Here is a 20,698-nt window from a genome sequence, read left to right on the forward strand (position 1 = left end):
GACTGAAATAGTTGGTCAATTCATACTCAGTCGCGTATATCAAGATTCAATCCCATCACGGGGCTGATGCCATGAAGTTGACAACCAAAGGCCGCTACGCTGTTACGGCAATGCTGGATCTTGCTCTCCATGGAGGGCAGGGACCGGTGACGCTTGCAGATATTTCAGCCCGCCAGGAAATTTCGCTTTCATATCTTGAGCAGCTTTTCTCGCGTCTTCGCCGTCGACAGCTGGTTACAAGTATCCGGGGCCCTGGTGGTGGATACCGTCTGAGCCGGGATGCGGACTGCATTTATATTGCCGACGTTGTCGATGCGGTCAGCGAATCTCTCGACACCACTCGGTGCGGCAACAAAGGTGACTGCCAGAATGGCGAAAAGTGCCTGACACACCATCTGTGGTCAGACCTGAGTAGTCAGATTCATCAGTTTCTCAGCGAGATCAGTCTCGGCGATCTGATGAAAAGGCATGAAATCCGCCAGGTGGCGGACCGGCAGAACCGCCGCCAGACAGGCAGCGATTCTGACACGATTAATACCGAGCGTCTGAATGATCAGGCGCCCGCCTGATTCAAGCCCCTGTAAATTTATGAAAAAGCCCGTTTATCTCGATTATGCGGCGACAACGCCCGTTGACCCTGCTGTTGCCGACGAAATGGTCAAATATCTCACGCCAGACGGTGTTTTTGGCAACCCGGCATCCCGCTCCCACGGTTTCGGATGGCAGGCAGAAGCTGCCGTGGAGTCTGCCCGGGGGCAGGTTGCCAGCCTGATTCATGCCGACCCGCGCGAAATTGTCTGGACGTCCGGCGCAACAGAATCGGACAATCTTGCGATAAAAGGCGCATTTGCCGACCTCGAAAATGCCCACCTGATCACCTCGACAGTTGAACACAAGGCCGTTGTAGATACCTGCAAATGGCTCGAAGCCCGGGGTCTTGATATTACCTGGTTGACACCTGGCCGCGATGGCATCGTGCAGCCGAAGCAAGTGTTTGAGGCACTGAAACCGGAAACACGGCTGGTAAGCCTGATGCTGGTTAATAATGAGCTGGGCTGTGTGACCGATGTAGCCACGATCGGCGCCGGGCTTCGCGAGCGTGGCGTGTTGTTTCATGTCGATGCCGCCCAGGCCGCCGGCAAGACTCCCGTGGACGTAACCGCCATGCCGATGGATCTGATGTCTCTCTCCGGCCATAAGGTTTATGGCCCTAAAGGTGTGGGGGCGCTTTATGTGAGGCGCTCGCCGGATGTACGCATAGAGGCACAGATTCACGGTGGCGGCCACGAACGCGGAATGCGTTCCGGGACCCTGCCAACGCACCAGATAGTCGGAATGGGCAAGGCCTTTGCCCTTGCCGAGTCGTGTCTTGATACAGAAATTGATCAGCTTGAGACCCTGCGTGCATCCTTCCTGGAAGGCTTGAAAGGCCTGGAGGGTGTCACGCTCAACGGCTCGGAAACCAACCGGGTACCAGGAATTATCAATCTGTCGTTTGATGGTGTTGATTCGGAATCCCTCATGCTGGGTCTCCGGAATCTGGCGGTTTCATCCGGCTCCGCCTGCGCGTCCGCCACGGTTGAGCCTTCCTACGTTCTGCGTGGAATTGGGTTAAGCGACGAGCGCGCTCATCGTGCTTTGCGGTTTTCCATGGGGCGTTACACAACGGCCGAAGAAATGGCTTTTGCCAGTGCGGAAATTATTGAAGTTGTTACCCGCCTTCGCGCTGTGCGGTAGGCAGTGGCCCTCCGACTGCGTATAATCGCAGGCCTGAATTTTACCCGTACCCCATTAATCCAGTCCCTGAAGGAGAAACACCATGGCTACTGAGCGCACGCTTTCCATTATCAAGCCCGATGCCGTTGCAAAGAATGTGATTGGCGAAATCTACAGCCGTTTTGAAAAAGCCGGCCTGAGCATTGTTGCAGCCCGTATGATGCACCTCACTCAGGAGAAGGCTGAAGGCTTCTATGCCGAGCACAGGGAGCGTCCGTTCTTCAACGATCTGGTTGCATTCATGACATCCGGCCCTGTTGTTGTTCAGGTTCTGGAAGGAGAGGGCGCCATCCTGAAAAACCGCGATCTGATGGGTGCCACCAACCCTAAAGAAGCCGATCCCGGCACAATTCGCGCCGATTTTGCATCATCCATCGATGCGAATGCGGTTCATGGCTCTGATTCCGCAGCTTCTGCAGAGCGCGAAATCGCCTATTTTTTCAATGACAACGAAATCTGCCCGCGCGGCTGAGATTGTTGCCCGGGGCTGCCTGTGGCAGCCCCGGCATTGGTTATCTGATTGAGGTTATAAAATGACAGCGGCCGCTGAAAAAACCAATCTGCTGGGGATGCCCAAGGACAAGCTTGAGGCTTTCTTTGATTCCCTTGGGGAAAAGCGTTTCCGCGCTACCCAGATTCTGCAGTGGATGCATCAGCGTGGTGTGGATGACTTCGATCAAATGACCAATGTGAGCAAAGCCCTCAGGGAAAAGCTCAAACAGGTTGCAGAGATTCGTGGCCCTGAGGTCGTTTATGACGAAACATCCAAAGATGGCACCCGAAAGTGGGTCATGCGCATGGATAACGGCAACAGTGTAGAAACTGTGCTGATTCCTGACGGCGAAAGGGGCACTCTGTGTGTATCCTCGCAGATCGGGTGCACACTGGACTGCACCTTTTGCTCAACAGGCAAGCGCGGCTTCAATCGCAACCTGACAGCGGCCGAAATCATTGGTCAGGTATGGGTTGCGCGCAAGGCCTTTATGCCGTTTGAACCAGGCCCCGACCGGCCAATCACCAACGTTGTCATGATGGGCATGGGCGAGCCCCTGATGAATTTTGACAATGTGGTAGATGCAATGAACCTCATGATGGAGGATCTGGCTTACGGCATTTCCAAGCGCCGGGTTACACTGAGCACTTCCGGAGTGGTGCCGGGTATTGACCGGCTGGCAGAAGTTACCGATGTTTCACTGGCCATTTCCCTGCATGCCCCTAATGATGAATTGAGGAACCAGTTGGTTCCGCTCAATAAAAAGTATCCGATTGCAGAATTGCTGGCGGCGACACGTCGTTATTTCAGCCGTTTGCCAGACAAACGGAAGGCCACTATTGAGTACACGGTCATTGAAGGCATGAACGACAAGCCTGAGCATGCGCGAGAACTCGCCGAGCTTTTGCGAGATCTCCCCTGCAAGATAAATCTGATTCCCTTTAATCCGTTTCCGGAAAGCGATTTTCGTCGTCCGAGTATGAACGCTACCCGGCGTTTTCAGGCTGTGTTGAATGAAGCAGGTTATATCGCGACAATCAGGACGACCCGGGGCGATGATATTGATGCGGCCTGTGGTCAGCTGGTGGGCCAGGTGGAAGATCGAACCCGTCGAAGCCAGCGATATATCAATGTTCAACAGGTGAATCCCTGAACGGGCATTTGTGATGCCCAACCCGCGAGGAATGCATTCTGTGGCTATAAAACCGGTAAATGGACGTTTTACTTCTGTCGTAACCCTGCTGGTTGCGCTGCTGCTCACCGGGTGCGTCACTACAACGGACAGTCGTTTTACCCGCGAGGCAGACCGGCAAAAAGCCGTTGAAAACTATGTTCAGCTTGCAACCGCCTACCTCGGCCAGGGCAACATAGAAAGGGCACGCCATCACCTGGATCGCGCCCTTGAGCTTGATCCGGATAGTCCCCAGGCTCTTGCGGCCCTCGGGTTAATCTATAATACCGATGGTGAGGCGGAACTTGCCGAAAAGAGCTTCAGAAAAGCCATTTCCGAAAGTCCCGGGTATACCCGTGCCAGAGTCTATTACGGTGCCTTTCTCTACTCCCAGGAGCGGTTTGAAGAATCACGTGATCAGTTCCGTGCGGCTTCCAGGGATACCGATTACAAGGATCGGGGTTCTGTATTTTACAATCTGGGCATGACTCAGGAGCGTCTGGGGCAGCAACAAGAAGCCATTGTCTCATATCGTCGTGCCGTGGAGCTGACTCGTGGCGATGCCCGCTCTCTGCTCTCGCTTTCCCGGGTAATGGTGAATTCCGGTGATGTGGAAGGCGCTGCACGATACTATAATCGCCTGATGATGATCATGCAGCGGAACAAGCGTTTACAGCACTCGCCTGAAAGCCTGCTGACGGGAATTCGCATTGCACAACACACTGGTGACAGGAACCAGGAAGCAAGTCTGGTGCTGCAATTGAAGAATAACTACCCGGAGTCAGCAGAGTACCAACAATACAAGGCCCTGATTTCCAATGACAAGTGATGATTCCCCACAGACTGTTGCCCATGACTCCGTTGGCCAGCAACTGAAGCAGGCACGGGAAAGGCATGGCTTGAGCATTTCCCAGATTGCTAACGCACAGCATTTGCGAAACGGTATCATCCAGGCCATTGAAAACGGCGATTACGGGCAGATTGACAGTGAACTGTTCCTGAAAGGCTATGTGAGGGCGTACGCGAAACAGGTGGGTCTTGACGGCGATGCCATTATTGCAGATCTAAATCGCGAACTGGAACCGGGGCGCCTGCAAAAAGCACGCGAACTGGAGGCCAACCCGCTCATTGATATCGAGCGTCGCCGGCGCAGAAAACGCAGAATCGCAAAGCTGTTTTTGCTGGTTCTGGCTGTAGTGCTTTTAGCGGCTCTGGCCGTTACGCTCATTATGCCGAAACTCAGTTCCGACGCGGCTGATACCGAGCTTTCTGGTGCTGCAGAAACGGTCGGGCAGGCCGGTGAGCTGACTGCCCCGGGCAGTTCAGACATGCGGGCTGATGAATCCCGTGACGCACCGGCGACTGCTACAGAGCCAGACGTTACGCCTGAGAGCCGGGAAACGGCGGAAGGGGAGCCTGAACAGGTTGGTGCGGGCCCAGAGAACATAGCCACAGAGCCCGCTGAAGTATCCGAGGAGTTCACGGCGGATCAGATACCCGTGGTTGCGCAAACGCCTGAGCCTGCTCTGTCAGGGCCAGCGGCGGATGATGATGGCCTTGTCACGGGCAAGCTGGAAATTGTGTTTACCGGTGACTGTTGGGTGCAGGTGCGTGACGCAAATGGAGATCGTCTGGCAAGTTCCTTGCAGAGGGCCGGTGACCGGCTTGAAGTCTCTGGCAAGGCGCCCCTGAAAGTGGTTATTGGTGCGGTCGACACCGTTGATACGATTCGCTTCCAGGGTGAGCCGGTGGATATCCGGAATTTTCCGGTGGTGAACAACCGGTCCGAGTTCACGCTGACAATCTGAACATTTTTTGCATTAATCTATTTCGGTCGCAAGAAAATGAAGCACGAATCCCCGATAAAAAGACGCAAATCCCGCCAGATCATGGTCGGGAACGTACCCGTTGGCGGCGACGCGCCAATCGCGGTGCAGAGCATGACAAACACCAACACCTGCGATGTTGATGCAACCGTAGGGCAGATTACTGCGCTGCAGGAGGCGGGTGCCGATATTGTCAGGGTGTCTGTACCCTCCATGGAGGCCGCCGACGCCTTCGGGAAAATTCGCAAGCGTGTCTCTCTGCCTCTGGTCGCTGACATCCATTTTGATCACAAAATCGCACTGCGCGTGGCCGAGCTGGGTGTGGATTGTATGCGTATCAATCCGGGCAACATCGGGCGCGAAGACCGTGTAAGTGCGGTTATCAGCGCGTGCCGTGACCGTAATATCCCTATGCGTATCGGTGTGAACGCGGGGTCCCTGGAAAAAGACCTGCAGCGTAAATACGGTGAGCCTACTGCAGACGCACTGGTTGAATCCGCTATGCGCCACATCGATATTCTGGATCGCCACGATTTCCAGAACTTCAAAGTCAGCCTGAAGGCCTCCGAAGTATTCATGACCGTGGACGCTTACCGCAACATTGCGAGCCAGATCGATCAGCCCTTGCATCTTGGTATCACCGAGGCCGGCGGGCTGCGGTCTGGTACAGTGAAATCGTCCATAGGTCTTGGCATGCTGTTGATGGATGGCATCGGCGATACGATCCGTGTGTCTCTTGCAGCGGATCCGGTTCAGGAAATCAAAGTAGGTTTCGATATTCTCAAAAGTTTGCGGCTGCGCAGCCGGGGTATCAACTTTGTGGCGTGTCCAAGCTGCTCACGCCAGAATTTTGATGTCATTCAGACCATGAATGATCTGGAAGTGCGGCTTGAGGATGTTAACGAATCCCTGGACGTTGCCATCATCGGCTGCATAGTGAATGGCCCGGGTGAAGCCAAAGTGGCTGACATCGGCCTGACAGGCGGCAGCCCGAAGAACCTGTTTTACAGGGCCGGCAAACCGAACCAGAAACTAGATAATGCAACCCTTACCGATGATCTTGAACGGCTGATTCGTGAAGAAATCGCCCGTAAAAAAGAACAGGAAGATGCCATTATTGCGCGCTCAGACAAGTGATTGTTTAACGCTTTCAGGCACGATTATCCAGAAAGAATTAAGGGTTTACATTGGCTAAGATTCAGGCAATCCGCGGGATGAACGATATCCTGCCAGAGCAGACACCAATCTGGCAGTTTGTTGAATCTACCGTGCGCAAAGTGTTGCGCCAATACGGTTATCAGGAAATCCGGATGCCGGTGGTGGAGCAGACCGATTTGTTCAGGCGCTCCATCGGTGAGGTTACGGACATCGTTGAAAAGGAAATGTACACCTTCGAGGACCGCAACGGTGACAGTCTGACCCTGCGACCGGAAGGCACGGCCGGGTGTGTGCGTGCGGCAGAAGAGCACGGATTGTTGTTCAATCAGACGCGCCGGTTATGGTATATGGGGCCCATGTTCCGCCATGAGCGCCCACAAAAAGGCCGTTATCGCCAATTCCACCAAATTGGCGTTGAATGTTTTGGTATGGCCGGGCCGGACATTGATGCTGAGTTGCTGATTCTTACGGCCAGGCTCTGGCAGGAGCTGGGGCTGGGCACCCATGCGCGCCTGGAAATCAACTCCATCGGTTCATCGGCGGCGCGCAACCAGTTTCGCGGTGCCCTGGTGGATTATCTGGGGCAATACAAATCGCAGCTTGATGCAGACAGTCAGAGACGCCTGGGTACCAACCCGCTGCGGATTCTGGACTCCAAGGACCCTGAAACCCGTAAGCTGCTTGCAGACGCTCCGCGGCTGGAAGATTATCTTGACGCTGAGTCAAAAGAGCATTTTGACCGGCTTAAAGACTTGCTGGACGCGGCGGGGATTGCCTACACGGTGAACCCCGCCCTTGTTCGCGGGCTTGATTATTATGGCAAAACGGTTTTTGAGTGGGTCACCGACAGCCTCGGTGCCCAGGGCACCATCTGTGCGGGTGGCCGTTACGATGGCCTGGTGGAACAGCTTGGTGGCAAACCCACCACCGCCGTTGGTTTTGCCATGGGCCTGGAGCGTCTTATTCTGCTGCTTGAAACGCTGGGGCTGGTGCCGGAAGACGCCAACAACAATGCTGATGTGTATGTGACTGCCATGGGTGAAGCCGCAGTTACACCGGCAATGGCGCTGGCCGAGACGCTGCGCAACCGGCTCCCCGGCCAGGTGATAGTCAACCATTGTGGCGGTGGCAGTTTCAAAAGCCAGATGAAAAAAGCAGACAAAAGCGGAGCCCGGTATGCCGTGATTCTCGGCGAAAATGAGCTGGAGAATGTTACGGTCAGCCTCAAGCCGTTGCGCTCGGATGAAGACCAGATCAGCGTGGCGCAGGATGAGTTGGCCGCGGTGCTTGCGAAAGCTCTGGCAAACTGATTCGCACAGACATAAAAGTAAAAATCCATTACAGGAGTCATCATGGCTGAATTGCGCACCGAAGAAGAACAGATACAGGCGATCAAGGATTGGTGGAAGAATAATGGCAGTTCCCTGCTCATTGGTATCGGTGCCGCCCTTGCAATTGTATTCGGCTGGCAGGTCTGGCAAAACCATCAGGAGCAGCAGAGGGCCGAGGCCGCAAATCAGTTTGCAACGCTGCTGAACGCGTTTGCTGATCAGACGGACGAAACCACAGGGGAAACCGTCGCCTTTGTAGCGAAAACTCTGCGAGAGGACTATACCGACAGTGCCTATGCTGTGTATGGCAACCTTATCCTTGCACGCCAGCAACTGATGGAAGACAACAACGCAGAGGCAGCCATTGATTCACTGCAATGGGCTCTCGATAAAGCCGGAGACTACGAGGCGCTGGCTCTGGTGGTGCGTAACCGCCTTGCCCGGGCTCAGTTTTCTGCCGGGCGTTATGATGAAGCACTGGCCACTATTGAAAACGCGGGAAGTGTTGAGCGTGCAGATGCCTTTGCTGCAATTTTCTCCGAGTTACGGGGCGACATCCTGTTGGCCCAGGGTGACACAAAAGGTGCCCGTGAAGCTTACCTGACGGCCCGGGAGCAGAGCCAGCAGGGCCGCAGTGGTCTTCTGGAGCTCAAGCTGTCTGATCTTGGTGTTGGAGAGGAGGCCTGATGCAGGTGACGGGCAACAGACTGGTCCGGGCCGGCGTAATCGCTGTTTTGCTGGCAGTATTCGGTGTTTCCGGTTGCAGCACAACCGATACGTTTGAGCAGCCGGTGCCGGTTCCCGACATCGACAGCACCGTTAAGTTCAAAAAGGTGTGGAGCAGGTCGGTAGGGGATGGCCACGATGATGATTTTCTGTATCTCGCGCCCCTGAATGCCGGTGACACAGTGTATGCCGCCTCCGCTGACGGCGAGCTGATGGCCCTGGAGGCTGAAACCGGTAAGCTGAAATGGGAACGGGACCTTGAGGATCGCATATTTGCCGGTGTTGGCGGCGACCGTGATCAGCTTTACCTGGTAACCCGTGAAGCAGATCTTCTGGCCTTGTCCCGTAAAAACGGAGAGGAGCTGTGGCGCAAAGCCCTGCCAACAGAAGTCCTTGCTGCACCGCAATCCAACGGGGCATTGGTAGTCACCCAGACCACCGATGGCCGGGTGCTTGCGTTTGATACAGCCAACGGCGAGAAACTCTGGCAGTATGATGGTTTTGTGCCGGCCTTGTCGTTGCGCGCAGCTGCGGCTCCTCTGGTGGGGGGTGATGTCGTGATCGCCTCGTTCTCGAACGGCAAGCTTATCGCCCTGTCGGCCGACGCCGGCCAACCGGTTTGGCAGTATGAGGTTGGGCAGCCCCAGGGGCGCACAGAGCTGGAGAGGCTTGTAGACATTGCCGGCCAGCCGTTGGTTCTCGACAGTGCGGTGATGGTTTCCGGATACCAGGGCAAGCTGGCTCTGGTTGATATCCGTACCGGCCAGGAAATCTGGAGCCGCAAGGCATCGAGTTTGCAGGCGCCAATGGTTGGCAACGGCAACATCTACCTGTCTTTGGCAAACGGCAACATAGTCGCTTACCGGGGTAGTGACCGCAGAGAACTCTGGCTTCAGGACAAGTTATCCTGGCGCCAACTGACCCAGCCTGCCGTGTATGGAAACTACCTGGTTGTTGGCGATTATGAAGGCTATCTGCATGTGCTGGCCAGTGATGATGGCAGTCTCGTGGGCCAAAAACATTATGATGGCGATGGTATTCGGGTTCCATTGCAACGCCTGGCGAATGGAAATCTAATGGTTTTCGGAAATGGCGGTAAACTGTCCGTATTCAAACTGAAGGAGCGGAACTGAACCGCTCCTCCTCGACGCTCTGCCGGTTGCCGGGCCTGAAACGAATCTACAGCGAATTATTATGACCCCAGTAATTGCCCTTGTCGGTCGGCCAAACGTTGGCAAATCGACTTTATTCAACCAGATGACGCGTTCCCGCGATGCTCTGGTGGCGGACTTTCCCGGGCTGACCCGGGATCGCAAGTACGGTGAGGGCACTTACGAAGGCCAGCGCTTTATTGTTATTGATACCGGTGGCCTGACGGGAACAGAGGAGGGCCTGGATGCGGAGATGGCACGGCAATCGCTGCAGGCAGTTGATGAAGCCGATATCGTGCTGTTTCTGGTTGATGGTCGGGCCGGGCTGACGGCGGGTGACGAAGTGATTGCCAATCATTTGCGTCGATCAGGCAAGCAGGCGCATCTGGTGGTTAACAAGACGGACGGCCAGGACCCCGACATCGCCGCTGCTGATTTTTACAGCCTCGGGTTTGAGTCGACTTTCCTGGTGGCGGCCTCCCACAATCGCGGCATTCGTTCGATGCTGGAGGTGCTGTTACCTTCCGAAGAAGACCGCGTGGAGGAGGACCGGGCTGAGCGTTATCCGGGTATTCGGATTGGTATTGTCGGTCGGCCCAATGTCGGAAAATCGACGCTGGTAAACCGGATGCTGGGTGAGGAGCGGGTAATTGTCTACGATATGCCCGGCACTACGCGAGACAGCGTGTATATCCCTTACGAACGCCACGGCAAGCAATACACCCTCATAGATACCGCAGGTGTCCGGCGCCGTAAAAATGTCAGTGAGGTGGTGGAAAAGTTTTCCATCATCAAGACCCTGCAAGCCATTGATGATGCCCATGTGGTAATACTGGTTATAGATGCACGTGAAGGCCTGGTTGATCAGGATCTGCACCTGATTGGTTTCGTTCTTGATGCCGGCCGTTCACTGGTAATAGCGGTTAATAAATGGGATGGGATGGATCCCGAAGACCGGGCTCGGGTAAAAGAGCAGGTGAAGCGTCGCCTGGATTTTCTTGATTACGCCGATAAACACTATATTTCCGCGCTCCACGGATCCGGCGTGGGCGTTATGTACGATTCCGTTGAAGCCTGTTACGAGTCGGCGATGGCAAAATGGCCAACCAACCGCCTGACCGCCATCCTTGAAGACGCCGTTTCCCAGCACCAGCCGCCCATGGTTCGAGGGCGCAGGATTAAGCTGCGTTATGCCCACCAGGGTGGTTCTAACCCCCCGATCATTGTGGTTCACGGTAACCAGACAGCGGCCTTGCCAGCCTCCTATAAGCGTTACCTTGAAAATACTTTCCGCAAGGTGTTGAACGTAACAGGGTCGCCTATCCGCTTCGAATTCCGTTCAAGCGAGAATCCCTTTGCCGGAAAAGTTGACCGTAAAACGCCGCGCCAGAAGGTTAAGCAGGATAACGACATGAAGGCGGGGCGCCGGGTGAAAAAGGCCCGCCAGAAAAGTTTAAAGCGCTGAAAGGCCCATTCTGCGGGGCGGCTCAGGCCAGCCCCGCGTCCTCTACCTGTTTCGCCTGCACTGCCGTCAGTGCGATGGTAAATACAATATCCTCCACCAGTGCACCCCGCGAAAGATCGTTTACCGGCTTTCTCAGGCCCTGAAGCATGGGCCCGATACTTACCACATTGGCACTGCGCTGAACGGCTTTGTATGTGGTGTTTCCCGTGTTGAGATCCGGGAAGATGAATACGGTGGCTTTCCCGGCTACCTTGCTTTCCGGAGCCTTGCTTCGGGCTACGCTTTCGATGGCGGCTGCATCATACTGGAGCGGGCCATCGATCAGCAGGTCCGGCCTGCGCTCGCGGGCAATTCTGGTTGCTTCCCGCACTTTCTCCACATCATGCCCGCTACCGGACTCACCGGTGCTGTAGCTGATCATGGCGACAACCGGCTCAATACCGAATGCTTCTGCTGACTGGGCGCTCTGTATGGCAATGTCTGCCAGTTCCTCGGCGTCTGGGTCCGGGTTGATAGCGCAGTCACCGTAAACCAGAACCTGTTGCGGCAAGAGCATAAAAAATACCGACGAAACGACCTTGGCCTGATCGTGGGTCTTGATCAGCTGCAGGGCTGGGCGCACGGTATTTGCCGTGGTGTGAATAGCCCCGGAAACCAGGCCGTCGGCCTCGTCGAGCGCTACCATCATGGTGCCCATAACCACGTTATCCTCAAGCATCGCTTCCGCCATTTCCGGCGTCAGCCCCTTGTGTTTTCGCAGTTCAACCATCGGCGTGACATAATTCGGGCGGGCGCGCACAGGGTCGATGATTTCAATTTCATCGGGCAATTCAAATCCCTGAGAGGTCGCGATGGCACGGATTTCTTCCTTGTCACCGATCAGGACACAGCGTGCCAGTTGACGCTGGTGGCAGATAATGGCGGCCTGCACTGTCCTGGGCTCGCTGCCTTCGGGCAAAATGATGCGCTTATCTGCTGCCCGGGCTCGTTCGGACAACTGATAACGAAAAGCCGGAGGAGACAGGCGTTTCTGAACTTCAACACGAAGGTGTTCCTGCAGCCAGTCGGTATCAATCTTTGTCGCCACGGACTCCATCGCTTTTTCTATCCGATCCGGGTCGTCGGTCGGAATACCGGTAGACAGGTTCGCCAACAGGTGAGCTGTCTCATAGGTATTGGTCTGTGAACTCAGGACCGGCAGGCCGGTGTTCAGGGCCCGGGAGCACAGGTTGATTACCCGTTGATCGGGCATCAGGCCGCCGGTCAGCATGAGACCGGCCAGGGGTACGCCATTCAGGGCCGCCACGGCGGTTGTCACGATAATGTCTTCACGGTCGCCCGGTGTGACCAACAGGGTGCCCGGGCCCAGGATCTCTGTCATGTTGCGAATTGAACGGGCACAAACCGAAACCTTCTGAACTCTGCGTGTGTGCATCTGGCCTTCATGCAGCGCGGGAACACCAAGCTCACGTGCAATATCGGATACACGAGGCGCGAGCAGATCGGGCTGCCAGGGGATTTCGGCCAGCAAACGAAAACGACCATCCCGGAAAACCTTGCAATTGTTCCGGTAATCGGGGGTTTCACGGACGGCTTGGCTTATATTGCTATAGGGTTCGAGGCCTGACCTTTCGGGTTCTCCAATCTTGTTGAGTATAACCGCAATGACATCCTGCACGGATACATCGGAAAACAGCCGTGCAGCGAAATCCAGTTCCTCATCCAGTTCTTCCGTGCTGCTATCGCCCGGGGTGCTCACAAGTATTACATCGGAGCCGAGGTTGCGGGCCACTTCCAGGTTCAGCCGGGCTATGTACGCCTCACTGCGATCAGGAACCAGGCCTTCGATGACCACTACGTCTACATCTTTTGCGACTTTCTGGTATTCGCCAACCACAGATTCCATCAGCAGGTCAGATTTGCCTCGGTTCAGCAGTTGCTGGGCTTTTTTTAGCGGAATGGGGTCAGGTGGGCGCAGATGGCTGCGCGACTGGACAAAGGTAACCGATGAATCCTTGCCATCGTTGTGTGGCGACCGGCTCTGATTCTTTGATGGACGAAAGGGTTTGTAAAATCCAACGCTGACGCCCACGCGCTCCATGGCGCGCAACAAACCAAGGCAAACAGACGTGAGCCCCGAATCCATGGATGTCGGGGCGATAAACAGACTTTTGGCCATAAATGAGTTCCGGGTAGTGCTTGAAATAGTGCTTTAAAATGATGGTAAAAAGGCGCCGTGGCAGTTTGTGACAGGTTCTGGACACTGCGCCTCAGAGGGTGGCCGCCAGGCGGCGAGCCTCGCGGGCGATCACCAGTTCTTCGTTGGTTGGAATGACCAGAACGGGAAAGCGTGAATCGGCATGGTCTATTCTGCCATCGCTGTAGCGACCATGATGCTCGTTCATATCCGGATCAATAGTGAACCCCAGAAGCCCCAGGTGCTCCAGGGTTTTTTCCCTGACCCGGTCGCTGTTTTCTCCGATACCTCCGGTGAACACCAGGGCGTCAAGATGTCTCAGCGATGCCATCATGGCTCCGACATATTTCGCAAGGCGGAAACAGAATATCTCGATGGCAAGCGCTGACGGTTCGTGGCCATGATCAGCCAGTTCACACAGTGCCCGCATATCGTTGGTCTGGCCGGATATGCCGAGAAGCCCGCTCTTGTGGTTAAGTATCTTGTGAACCTCTGCCAGCGGGATGCCTCTGGACGCCAGGTAGTCGAAAAGGCCCGGGTCAATATCGCCGCTGCGGGTTCCCATAACCAGCCCCTCCAGCGGGGTCAGGCCCATGCTGGTGTCGACGCTGAGGCCATCCCTGATTGCCGTAATGCTGCACCCGTTGCCCAGGTGAGCTGAAATGATGGACGTTGTCGCCAGTGTTTTGCCTAATCGTCGTGCCGCCTCATTTGCCATGAAAAAATGGCTGGTTCCGTGGAACCCATAGCGTCGGACACTCCAGTCATGGTAGAAGGCTTGCGGAACCGCATAAAGGTACGCTCTCGGCGCAAGAGTCTGGTGATACGCGGTGTCAAACACCGCAACCTGTGGAACGTCGGGAAACAAGTCCCGTGTCGCTTCAATTCCCACAACGTTCACCGGGTTGTGAAGGGGTGCAAGGCCGGCACATTCGTCTATGGCAGCAACAACGTCGTCATCAATGAGCGCGGCTTCGCGGAAGGTTTCCCCTCCATGAACCACCCGGTGACCAATGGAAGCTGGAATGGCCGGCATCAGCTGACGTTCCCTCAGGGTAGAAATCAGTGCCTGCAAAGCCTGTTTGTGATCGGCACTGGCCGGGAGTGCTACGGTTCGGTTGTCGCCCTCGATTCTGGCAAAAGCATCCTTGCCATTAAGGCGCTCGGCTGTTGCCGATGCGAGCTGCTGATCAGTTTCGTCGAACAGCGCGAGTTTAAGCGATGAGCTACCACAATTAACGACCAGAATGGATTGTTTCATGTTCCAAAGACACCCCGGGGGTCAGTTTGGTGTACGGTGATTGGTTCTAAGCCACTCGCTAAACTCCTCGGCAGGGAGTGGACGACTGTAGAAGTACCCTTGGGAGTAATCGCAGCCCTCCTTTTTCAGGAACCGGGTCTGTGGTTCGCTTTCAACGCCTTCCGCGACGACGGTCAGCTCAAGGCTGTGAGCCATATTGATGATCGCGCGCACAAGAGAAGCATCCTCGGGTTCCTTCAGCACGTCATTGATAAAGGTCCTGTCTATTTTCAGACTATCAAACGGATAGCTTTTAAGGTAGCTCAGGGCAGAGTAGCCTGTGCCAAAATCATCCACTGACAGGCGTACTTTCTTCCGATCCAGCTCCTTGAGAATTTGTGCCGTTTCGATCGAGTTATCAAGCAGCAAACGTTCGGTAATTTCCAGCTCCAGACGCTCCGGCGCCAGGTTGTTGTTCGAGAGTGCACGTGCGACAGCACTGATAAAGCCGGGGTCACGAAACTGCCGGGGCGAGACATTAACCGATATGCCTATGTCCAGACCGGTCTGTTCCTTCCAGCCGGAGGCAGCGCTGCAGGCCTGCTCGAGCACCCATTCGCCGATAGAAATAATAAGCCCCGTCTCTTCGGCCAGCGGGATAAAACGGTCCGGCATCACCATGCCCATAACCGGGTTATTCCAGCGCAGCAATGCCTCGGCCGCCCGCAACTTACCGGAGGCAGTATCCACAATGGGTTGAAAGTAGAGTTCAAATTCCTTCAGCTCCAGCGCCCTGCGCAGGCGGGATTCCATTTGCAGGCGCTCATGGGATACCTCAGACATTTCCGGGGTAAAGTGGGCGTAAGAGCTCTTGCCCTGGTGCTTTGCCTGGTACATGGCGGCATCCGCGTGCTGGAGCAGGGTACCACTGTTATCAGAATCCGTGGGGAAGATTGAAATACCGATACTGGTGGTAACAAACACTTCCTGGCCGTTCAGCGCGTAGGCGGGTTCGAAGGTTGCCAGGATGCGTTCGGCAACCTGGGAAGTGGATTCGGGGCCTGCAAGACCCGGAAGAATAACCAGAAATTCGTCACCCCCGAGCCGGGCTACGGTGCTGCTTCCGCGTAAACAGCTGGAAATTCGCCGCGCGGCTTCAATCAGAAGGCTGTCACCGGCATCGTGGCCGAGGGTGTCGTTTATGTGCTTGAAATTATCCAGATCGAGAAACATCACGCCGACCATGGAGCCTTCACGGCGCGCCTGCGCCAGCGCCAGTTTTAGCCGGTCCAGCGCCAGCATGCGGTTGGGCAGGCCGGTGAGGATGTCGTAATTGGCCTGTCGCAGCAACTGCTGCTCGAAGCGTTTCCGGATGCTGATATCCTCACCCAGGATGAGATAACCCGTGACCTCGCCAGCACTATCTTTTATAGGTGTGACGGTCAGTTGTTCCCAAAACCGTTCACCGTTTCGCCTGATGCTGTTTACCTCACCCTGCCAGACACCAACACGCTGAACCTGCAGGCGGATGGATTGCCAGAGAATGCGATTGTCCCGGTTTTCCGCGCTGTTATCGCTCAAGGCTCCCGGATGGCGGCCCACTATTGATTTGGCATTGTATCCGGTGAGCTGCGTGAACTTGTGGTTGGCAAATTCTACCCGCCACTGGCGGTCGCAGATAACGACGGAGGAAGGGCTTTGCTCGATGGCTTTGGAGAACTTGTGGATCTCCGCAGCGTCCCGTTCCTGGCGCACCATGTCGTCGTTCAGCCTCTCGCGCATCTGGTTGATGGCTTCGGTTACACGACCGATCTCGTCGCTCCGGTGAGACGGCGTATCCGGGCGATCCAGGGTGAGGGGGGTGCCCAGGTTTGTCAGGGACAGATCTTTTGCGTAATTCGCCATCGAGGTGAGATGGCGGGTAACAAAGTGCTGGAATACCAGGATGATCAGTATGGATACAAGAAACGTTTTCAGGAACTCCGTGGCAAGTATGATACCCACCTTTTCTTTCAGGTCCTGGTAAACGCGACCCAGATCAGCGGTAACCGTCAGTTCGCCGAGCCTGACTTTGCGGTCGCCCTGGTGAAAAATTTCGAACTTGTGCGATCTGGTGTCGGCACCACGGGCAATTTCGCCCATGACCAATTCGGAATCCGGCTCAATCCCCAGTCGCAGATGGACAATGTCAGGCAGGCTAAGGATGCCCTCCATTTGGGTCTGGAGCAGGTTCCGGTCGAGCGCCCAGAGACTTTTTGCAAGGCTGGAGGAGTATCCTGATTCAACAACCTGCATACGGCTGTCAATCTGGGCGAGTTCCTTGCGATAGTCAGAATAGATCTGGATGGCCGATGCGATGAGCGTAAAAACCGTGCTGAACACGAGAATCCAGGCAAGAAGCCTGAACGACAGGGGAGACCCAGTGCGAAAGCGCTGAAGGCGTGTCGGTAGTTTTGGCATGTCGTACTTCAGCCACCCAAACCGGTTTATTGGAACAGACACTCTGTTGATGGCCGACTATAGCAGCCTTGCACTTCAAATTCCCTGAAAACAGGAGAAAAGTGTGCCGCTTTAGGCGTTTGCAGCAGTTTCCATTGCGGGAGTGGTATTGACCATTGATGTAGATCAATAATTGTGTCCGGTGGTGGCGTAATCTGAACCCAGTCAGGTTTGATAGCAGACGGGAGAAGAGTCATGTATATGGACGCAGTCGTTTTCGCAGGAATTGCAACAGTTCTGTTGATGGTAGTGTTTTTTGTGGGTGTCGGTGTTTTTGTAATGCGGGATCAAAAAGCACACGGGGGAAAAACACGAAAGAAGGACGTTAAAACCGGAGGCACTGCAATCTGAATTGGCCACAATTGAAGCCTGGGAAGTCCGGTCTCTGTGTCTGAAACCGGTGTTTACTTTACGGTCCGTAAGCTGAATGACCGGGCAGTAAAATTGGCGTCCCCTAGGGGGTTCGAACCCCTGTTGCCGCCGTGAAAGGGCGGAGTCCTAGGCCACTAGACGAAGGGGACGCAACGCTTTAAAACCTTCCCTCGTCGAGGTGGCGCGTATATTAGGTAAGGCATTAGCACCTGTCAACGGTTTTGTTTCAAAAAAACGGCCTCTTCATCGCACAGCGTCTTCAAGGGCGTTGTCCAGGGTTGGGAACCTGAATTTGAATCCGGAGTTGTTCAGTCTTTCGGGTATCGCCCTCTGACCTGTGAGCAGAAGGCGGGACATTTCACCGAGGGCCAGTTTGAGCATGGGCGCAGGTGCCGGAAATATCGCAGGCCGCCTGAGCGTGCTGGCAAGGCAGCGAGTAAATTCCCGGTTGGTGACCGGGTTCGGGCTGACGACGTTATAGGCGCCTGACGCTTCTGGTGTTTCCAGCATCCAGATCAGGGCGGCGACCACATCCGTGCGATGAATCCAGGGCATGAACTGCTCTCCGGTTCCGAGGCGCCCTCCGAGCCCGAGTTTGAATGGCATAAGCATGCGCTGCAAAAAGCCGCCTCCGGGGCCTGCCACGATACCGGTTCTGGACAGGCAGACCCGCACGTTGAGAGAGCGTGCTGCAAGCGCCGCATTCTCCCAGTCTCTACATAACCGGTGGCTGAATTCATCATGAGGCACAGTATCTTCCGTTACCGGTTTATCTTGCTGGTCGCCGTAAAAACCGACTGCCGACCCTGATACCATAACTTCGGGCGGGTTCTTCCAACTGCTGATGATCCCGGTGAGGGTGTTGGTAAGATCTATCCGGCTTTCCCGCAGGATCTGTTTTCGCTCCTCAGTCCAACGCTTTTCTGCGATCCCTTCCCCTGCGAGGTTGATGATCGCCTGGTAACCATCATCGGATCCCAGGCTTTCAAGGTCATGAACAACGCATACTTCACCGCAGATTGAGCGTACCTTTTCTGCAGATTGCCGGCTTAAAACAGTCAGCTCATAGCCTCGGTCAAGCATATTGGCGCATAGTGCGCTGCCAATAAAACCGGTTCCGCCGGTAATCAATACTCGCTTGTTCATGGTGGTGCTCCTCAATCTCCGGTGTTGTGACCGAGCTGGAGTGCAACAACGTCTTTGATTGCCTGCCCCAGCAGCGGATTTTCCCCAATGGGCGGGCAGAGCCTGATGCTGGCACCAGTGGACTTTTCAAGAGCCTCGATCATTGCCGGCACATCTTTGCGCAGGTGGCGGCCGGCCGCGAGAAACAGGGGCACTACGGTAAACTCAAGGGTGCCGTTAGCAATGCCCTCATGCACGACGGTATCCAGCGACGGTTCTGCGAGTTCCATGTAGGCAATCCTGGAGTTGTCGACTGCCTTGATGGTGGGCTCTGCGAGAGCTTCGAAAGTGTCGCACCAGCGTTTATCGCTGCTGCCATGTGCTAACAGAATGATGCCGTGTCTGGTCATTAAAGCTCCCGGGTAGTCAATAGAAAGATGTCTGTCGTAATTTCCAGTGTGGGCCGGTATTCTCTGCCTGCTCAATAATCAAGATAACAGGGTGTCAATCAATGTTCGATTGGAAAGAGATTCTGGATTTCTGGTTTGGAAGTTTTGATGAACACGGATTACCCGACAGCTTTCATCGCAATCGCTGGTTTCGTGTCAGCAAAGCGTTTGACCGGGAAATCCGGCGCCGCTTTCTTTCCATGGTTCTCTTTGCTTCTGAACAGGGGCTGGACCACTGGCGCAGAGAACCGGGTGGCCGGCTTGCGGAAATACTACTGCTGGATCAGTTTTCCCGGAACATTTTTCGTGGCGGGGCCCTGGCGTTTGAACAGGATAAGCTCGCCAACAGGCTCTGCAAGGAAGCTATGCGTAAAGGTCATGATATGTCGCTACCACCCGTTCAACGGGCTTTCATGTACATGCCCCTGCAACATGCAGAAAACAGGGAGGACCAGGCGTTGTCGGTGGAATGTTATGAGCAGTTGGTGGCTTCAACAACCGGGATACTTCAGGAGTTTCTGGGAAGCTTTCTGAAATCTGCGGAGGATCACCGGCAAATCATCGACCGGTTCGGCCGCTTCCCCCACAGAAACCAGGCTCTGGGGCGTGCATCTACCGAGGCTGAAAAGGAATACCTGGGCACCGCCCGCCGCTTTGGTCAATAAAAGTTCCGAAAGGAGGTTGACGAAAGGGACGGGACGGGTAAAATACGCTTCCGTTGTTGGCAGCAGCCGATCAACACTGCGGGAATAGCTCAGTTGGTAGAGCACAACCTTGCCAAGGTTGGGGTCGCGAGTTCGAATCTCGTTTCCCGCTCCAGATTCAGGAAACCCGGTTCTCGAAAGAGGCCGGGTTTTTCTTTTTTCGGTATACTGGTCGCCTCGCCCATACCTGAATTCTGCTTCGGAGGTGCGCCTTTTGAAAGTCCATTCACTCCATATATACCCGGTCAAGTCTCTTGCGGGCATCGACGTTTCCCGGTTTGAAATGGATGATTTCGGCCCTAAGGGTGATCGTCGCTGGATGCTGGTGGATGACGATCGCCGCTTTGTTACGCAAAGGGAAGTACCAGTCCTGGCGAGGGTGGCTGCGGAACTGGAGAACGGGCACACCACGATTCGTATTCCTGATGAGGGTGTCTTCAGGCTGCAGGTAACTGATCGTTCCTTGCGAGTGCTGGTCTGGCGTGACTGGGTTAAGGCTTATGAGGGCGAAGAGGCTGCAAATGAGGCGATAAGCCGTTTCTGCGGCAAGCCTCTGCGCTTTGTTTACATGCCGGATTCATCGTTTCGGCGCGTTGATGCGGGGCGTGTTGATGAATATCGCCGCGTGGGGTTCGCAGACGGCTTCCCTTTCCTGATTTCCAGCCTGGCATCATTGGATGAGCTTAACGGGCGGCTCGAGACACCGGTCGAAATGCGACGGTTCCGGCCCAACATTGTTGTTGCGGGCGCGGTGCCGTGGCAGGAGGACGGGTGGCGCAAACTGACAGTGGGAAGCCACCGCTTCGATATTGTGAAGCCGAGTTCCCGCTGTATTCTGACCACCGTCGATCCCGATACCGGGGTAAAAGACCCCGGCCTGCAACCCCTGCGAACGCTGTCAGGATACCGCAGAACGGCAGATGGCGTGATCTTTGGCCAGAACGCCATTCACGAATCCCCCGGGATCATCCATGTGGGTGACCCAATCACTGTTATTGAATCGGAGTAAAACGCA

At 55.2% G+C, this 20,698-nt stretch carries 19 protein-coding genes and 2 tRNA genes; 15 read left to right on the plus strand and 6 right to left on the minus strand.

The annotated features are described in order from the left end of the window. The first annotated feature begins 71 nt into the window (after positions 1-71). The 11 genes from iscR to der all read left to right on the plus strand — a co-directional run bounded on the left by iscR (position 72) and on the right by der (position 11,097). Complete coding sequence (gene iscR / locus CDH48_RS08110; RefSeq protein ID WP_100688236.1) at positions 72-569, plus strand: Fe-S cluster assembly transcriptional regulator IscR; 498 nt, start codon at positions 72-74, stop codon at positions 567-569. A gap of 19 nt (positions 570-588) precedes the next feature. Then, positions 589-1,737, plus strand: a complete 1,149-nt coding sequence (locus CDH48_RS08115; RefSeq protein WP_100688237.1) for an IscS subfamily cysteine desulfurase — start codon at positions 589-591, stop codon at positions 1,735-1,737. A gap of 82 nt (positions 1,738-1,819) precedes the next feature. Next, on the plus strand, positions 1,820-2,248 hold the full coding sequence (gene ndk, locus CDH48_RS08120) for a nucleoside-diphosphate kinase (protein ID WP_100688238.1): 429 nt from the start codon (positions 1,820-1,822) through the stop codon (positions 2,246-2,248). A gap of 61 nt (positions 2,249-2,309) precedes the next feature. Beyond that, positions 2,310-3,422, plus strand: coding sequence for a 23S rRNA (adenine(2503)-C(2))-methyltransferase RlmN (rlmN, locus tag CDH48_RS08125; RefSeq protein WP_100688239.1), 1,113 nt, complete (start codon positions 2,310-2,312; stop codon positions 3,420-3,422). 46 nt (positions 3,423-3,468) lie between these two features. After that, on the plus strand, positions 3,469-4,269 hold the full coding sequence (gene pilW / locus CDH48_RS08130; RefSeq protein WP_379923650.1) for a type IV pilus biogenesis/stability protein PilW: 801 nt from the start codon (positions 3,469-3,471) through the stop codon (positions 4,267-4,269). Further along, a complete protein-coding gene (locus CDH48_RS08135; RefSeq protein ID WP_100688241.1) occupies positions 4,259-5,248 on the plus strand; it encodes a RodZ domain-containing protein in 990 nt (329 codons plus the stop codon). Before pilW ends, CDH48_RS08135 begins: the two co-directional genes overlap by 11 nt. Before the next feature lie 36 nt (positions 5,249-5,284). After that, on the plus strand, positions 5,285-6,403 hold the full coding sequence (gene ispG / locus CDH48_RS08140; RefSeq protein ID WP_100688242.1) for a flavodoxin-dependent (E)-4-hydroxy-3-methylbut-2-enyl-diphosphate synthase: 1,119 nt from the start codon (positions 5,285-5,287) through the stop codon (positions 6,401-6,403). A 50-nt stretch (positions 6,404-6,453) separates the two neighbouring features. Continuing rightward, positions 6,454-7,734: a histidine--tRNA ligase gene (gene hisS, locus CDH48_RS08145; protein ID WP_100688243.1), complete on the plus strand. Its 1,281-nt coding sequence runs from the start codon at positions 6,454-6,456 to the stop codon at positions 7,732-7,734. A gap of 42 nt (positions 7,735-7,776) precedes the next feature. Further along, positions 7,777-8,442: a YfgM family protein gene (locus CDH48_RS08150; RefSeq protein ID WP_100688244.1), complete on the plus strand. Its 666-nt coding sequence runs from the start codon at positions 7,777-7,779 to the stop codon at positions 8,440-8,442. 5 nt (positions 8,443-8,447) lie between these two features. After that, positions 8,448-9,614 (plus strand): outer membrane protein assembly factor BamB, encoded by a 1,167-nt coding sequence (gene bamB, locus CDH48_RS08155; RefSeq protein WP_227521009.1) that lies wholly within the window; start codon positions 8,448-8,450, stop codon positions 9,612-9,614. Between the two features lie 61 nt (positions 9,615-9,675). Then, on the plus strand, positions 9,676-11,097 hold the full coding sequence (der, locus tag CDH48_RS08160; RefSeq protein ID WP_100688246.1) for a ribosome biogenesis GTPase Der: 1,422 nt from the start codon (positions 9,676-9,678) through the stop codon (positions 11,095-11,097). Positions 11,098-11,119: 22 nt separating this feature from the next. Here der and pta read toward each other — a convergent pair whose 3' ends face one another. The 3 genes from pta to CDH48_RS08175 all read right to left on the minus strand — a co-directional run bounded on the left by pta (position 11,120) and on the right by CDH48_RS08175 (position 16,994). Then, positions 11,120-13,276: a phosphate acetyltransferase gene (gene pta / locus CDH48_RS08165; protein WP_100688247.1), complete on the minus strand. Its 2,157-nt coding sequence runs from the start codon at positions 13,274-13,276 to the stop codon at positions 11,120-11,122. Positions 13,277-13,367: 91 nt separating this feature from the next. After that, positions 13,368-14,555, minus strand: coding sequence for an acetate/propionate family kinase (locus tag CDH48_RS08170; RefSeq protein WP_100688248.1), 1,188 nt, complete (start codon positions 14,553-14,555; stop codon positions 13,368-13,370). A gap of 21 nt (positions 14,556-14,576) precedes the next feature. After that, a complete protein-coding gene (locus CDH48_RS08175; protein ID WP_100688249.1) occupies positions 14,577-16,994 on the minus strand; it encodes a bifunctional diguanylate cyclase/phosphodiesterase in 2,418 nt (805 codons plus the stop codon). A 234-nt stretch (positions 16,995-17,228) separates the two neighbouring features. Here CDH48_RS08175 and ccoM point away from each other — a divergent pair, with 234 nt between their 5' ends. Then, complete coding sequence (ccoM, locus tag CDH48_RS19190) at positions 17,229-17,384, plus strand: cytochrome c oxidase subunit CcoM (protein ID WP_188437723.1); 156 nt, start codon at positions 17,229-17,231, stop codon at positions 17,382-17,384. A gap of 94 nt (positions 17,385-17,478) precedes the next feature. On the opposite strand, the gene CDH48_RS08180 is transcribed toward ccoM, so the two are convergent. The 3 genes from CDH48_RS08180 to CDH48_RS08190 form a co-directional block, all read right to left on the minus strand. Beyond that, a tRNA-Glu gene (locus CDH48_RS08180) sits at positions 17,479-17,554 on the minus strand. 94 nt (positions 17,555-17,648) lie between these two features. Beyond that, on the minus strand, positions 17,649-18,551 hold the full coding sequence (locus CDH48_RS08185) for a TIGR01777 family oxidoreductase (RefSeq protein WP_100688250.1): 903 nt from the start codon (positions 18,549-18,551) through the stop codon (positions 17,649-17,651). A gap of 11 nt (positions 18,552-18,562) precedes the next feature. Beyond that, entirely contained in the window at positions 18,563-18,940 is a 378-nt protein-coding gene (locus CDH48_RS08190; RefSeq protein ID WP_100688251.1) for a sirohydrochlorin chelatase, read from the minus strand. A gap of 101 nt (positions 18,941-19,041) precedes the next feature. Between CDH48_RS08190 and CDH48_RS08195 the strand changes: the two genes are divergently transcribed. The 3 genes from CDH48_RS08195 to CDH48_RS08205 all read left to right on the plus strand — a co-directional run bounded on the left by CDH48_RS08195 (position 19,042) and on the right by CDH48_RS08205 (position 20,692). Then, on the plus strand, positions 19,042-19,644 hold the full coding sequence (locus tag CDH48_RS08195) for a DUF924 family protein (RefSeq protein ID WP_100688252.1): 603 nt from the start codon (positions 19,042-19,044) through the stop codon (positions 19,642-19,644). Positions 19,645-19,722: 78 nt separating this feature from the next. Further along, positions 19,723-19,798: transfer RNA gene (locus tag CDH48_RS08200), tRNA-Gly, on the plus strand. A 90-nt stretch (positions 19,799-19,888) separates the two neighbouring features. Then, a complete protein-coding gene (locus tag CDH48_RS08205) occupies positions 19,889-20,692 on the plus strand; it encodes an MOSC domain-containing protein (RefSeq protein ID WP_319826651.1) in 804 nt (267 codons plus the stop codon). The last annotated feature ends 6 nt before the right edge of the window (positions 20,693-20,698 follow it).

The organism is Marinobacter aromaticivorans, assembly GCF_002806975.1.
Classification (GTDB): Bacteria; Pseudomonadota; Gammaproteobacteria; order Pseudomonadales; family Oleiphilaceae; genus Marinobacter; species Marinobacter aromaticivorans.

What these genes read in the sequence shown, in the direction of transcription:
- iscR (WP_100688236.1), top strand. Translation starts at nt 72, where the DNA reads ATGAAGTTGACAACCAAAGGCCGCTACGCTGTTACGGCAATGCTGGAT.
- CDH48_RS08115 (WP_100688237.1), top strand. Translation starts at nt 589, where the DNA reads ATGAAAAAGCCCGTTTATCTCGATTATGCGGCGACAACGCCCGTTGAC.
- ndk (WP_100688238.1), top strand. Translation starts at nt 1,820, where the DNA reads ATGGCTACTGAGCGCACGCTTTCCATTATCAAGCCCGATGCCGTTGCA.
- rlmN (WP_100688239.1), top strand. Translation starts at nt 2,310, where the DNA reads ATGACAGCGGCCGCTGAAAAAACCAATCTGCTGGGGATGCCCAAGGAC.
- CDH48_RS08135 (WP_100688241.1), top strand. Translation starts at nt 4,259, where the DNA reads ATGACAAGTGATGATTCCCCACAGACTGTTGCCCATGACTCCGTTGGC.
- ispG (WP_100688242.1), top strand. Translation starts at nt 5,285, where the DNA reads ATGAAGCACGAATCCCCGATAAAAAGACGCAAATCCCGCCAGATCATG.
- CDH48_RS08150 (WP_100688244.1), top strand. Translation starts at nt 7,777, where the DNA reads ATGGCTGAATTGCGCACCGAAGAAGAACAGATACAGGCGATCAAGGAT.
- der (WP_100688246.1), top strand. Translation starts at nt 9,676, where the DNA reads ATGACCCCAGTAATTGCCCTTGTCGGTCGGCCAAACGTTGGCAAATCG.
- pta (WP_100688247.1), bottom strand. Translation starts at nt 13,276, where the DNA reads ATGGCCAAAAGTCTGTTTATCGCCCCGACATCCATGGATTCGGGGCTC.
- CDH48_RS08170 (WP_100688248.1), bottom strand. Translation starts at nt 14,555, where the DNA reads ATGAAACAATCCATTCTGGTCGTTAATTGTGGTAGCTCATCGCTTAAA.
- CDH48_RS08175 (WP_100688249.1), bottom strand. Translation starts at nt 16,994, where the DNA reads ATGCCAAAACTACCGACACGCCTTCAGCGCTTTCGCACTGGGTCTCCC.
- ccoM (WP_188437723.1), top strand. Translation starts at nt 17,229, where the DNA reads ATGTATATGGACGCAGTCGTTTTCGCAGGAATTGCAACAGTTCTGTTG.
- CDH48_RS08185 (WP_100688250.1), bottom strand. Translation starts at nt 18,551, where the DNA reads ATGAACAAGCGAGTATTGATTACCGGCGGAACCGGTTTTATTGGCAGC.
- CDH48_RS08190 (WP_100688251.1), bottom strand. Translation starts at nt 18,940, where the DNA reads ATGACCAGACACGGCATCATTCTGTTAGCACATGGCAGCAGCGATAAA.
- CDH48_RS08195 (WP_100688252.1), top strand. Translation starts at nt 19,042, where the DNA reads ATGTTCGATTGGAAAGAGATTCTGGATTTCTGGTTTGGAAGTTTTGAT.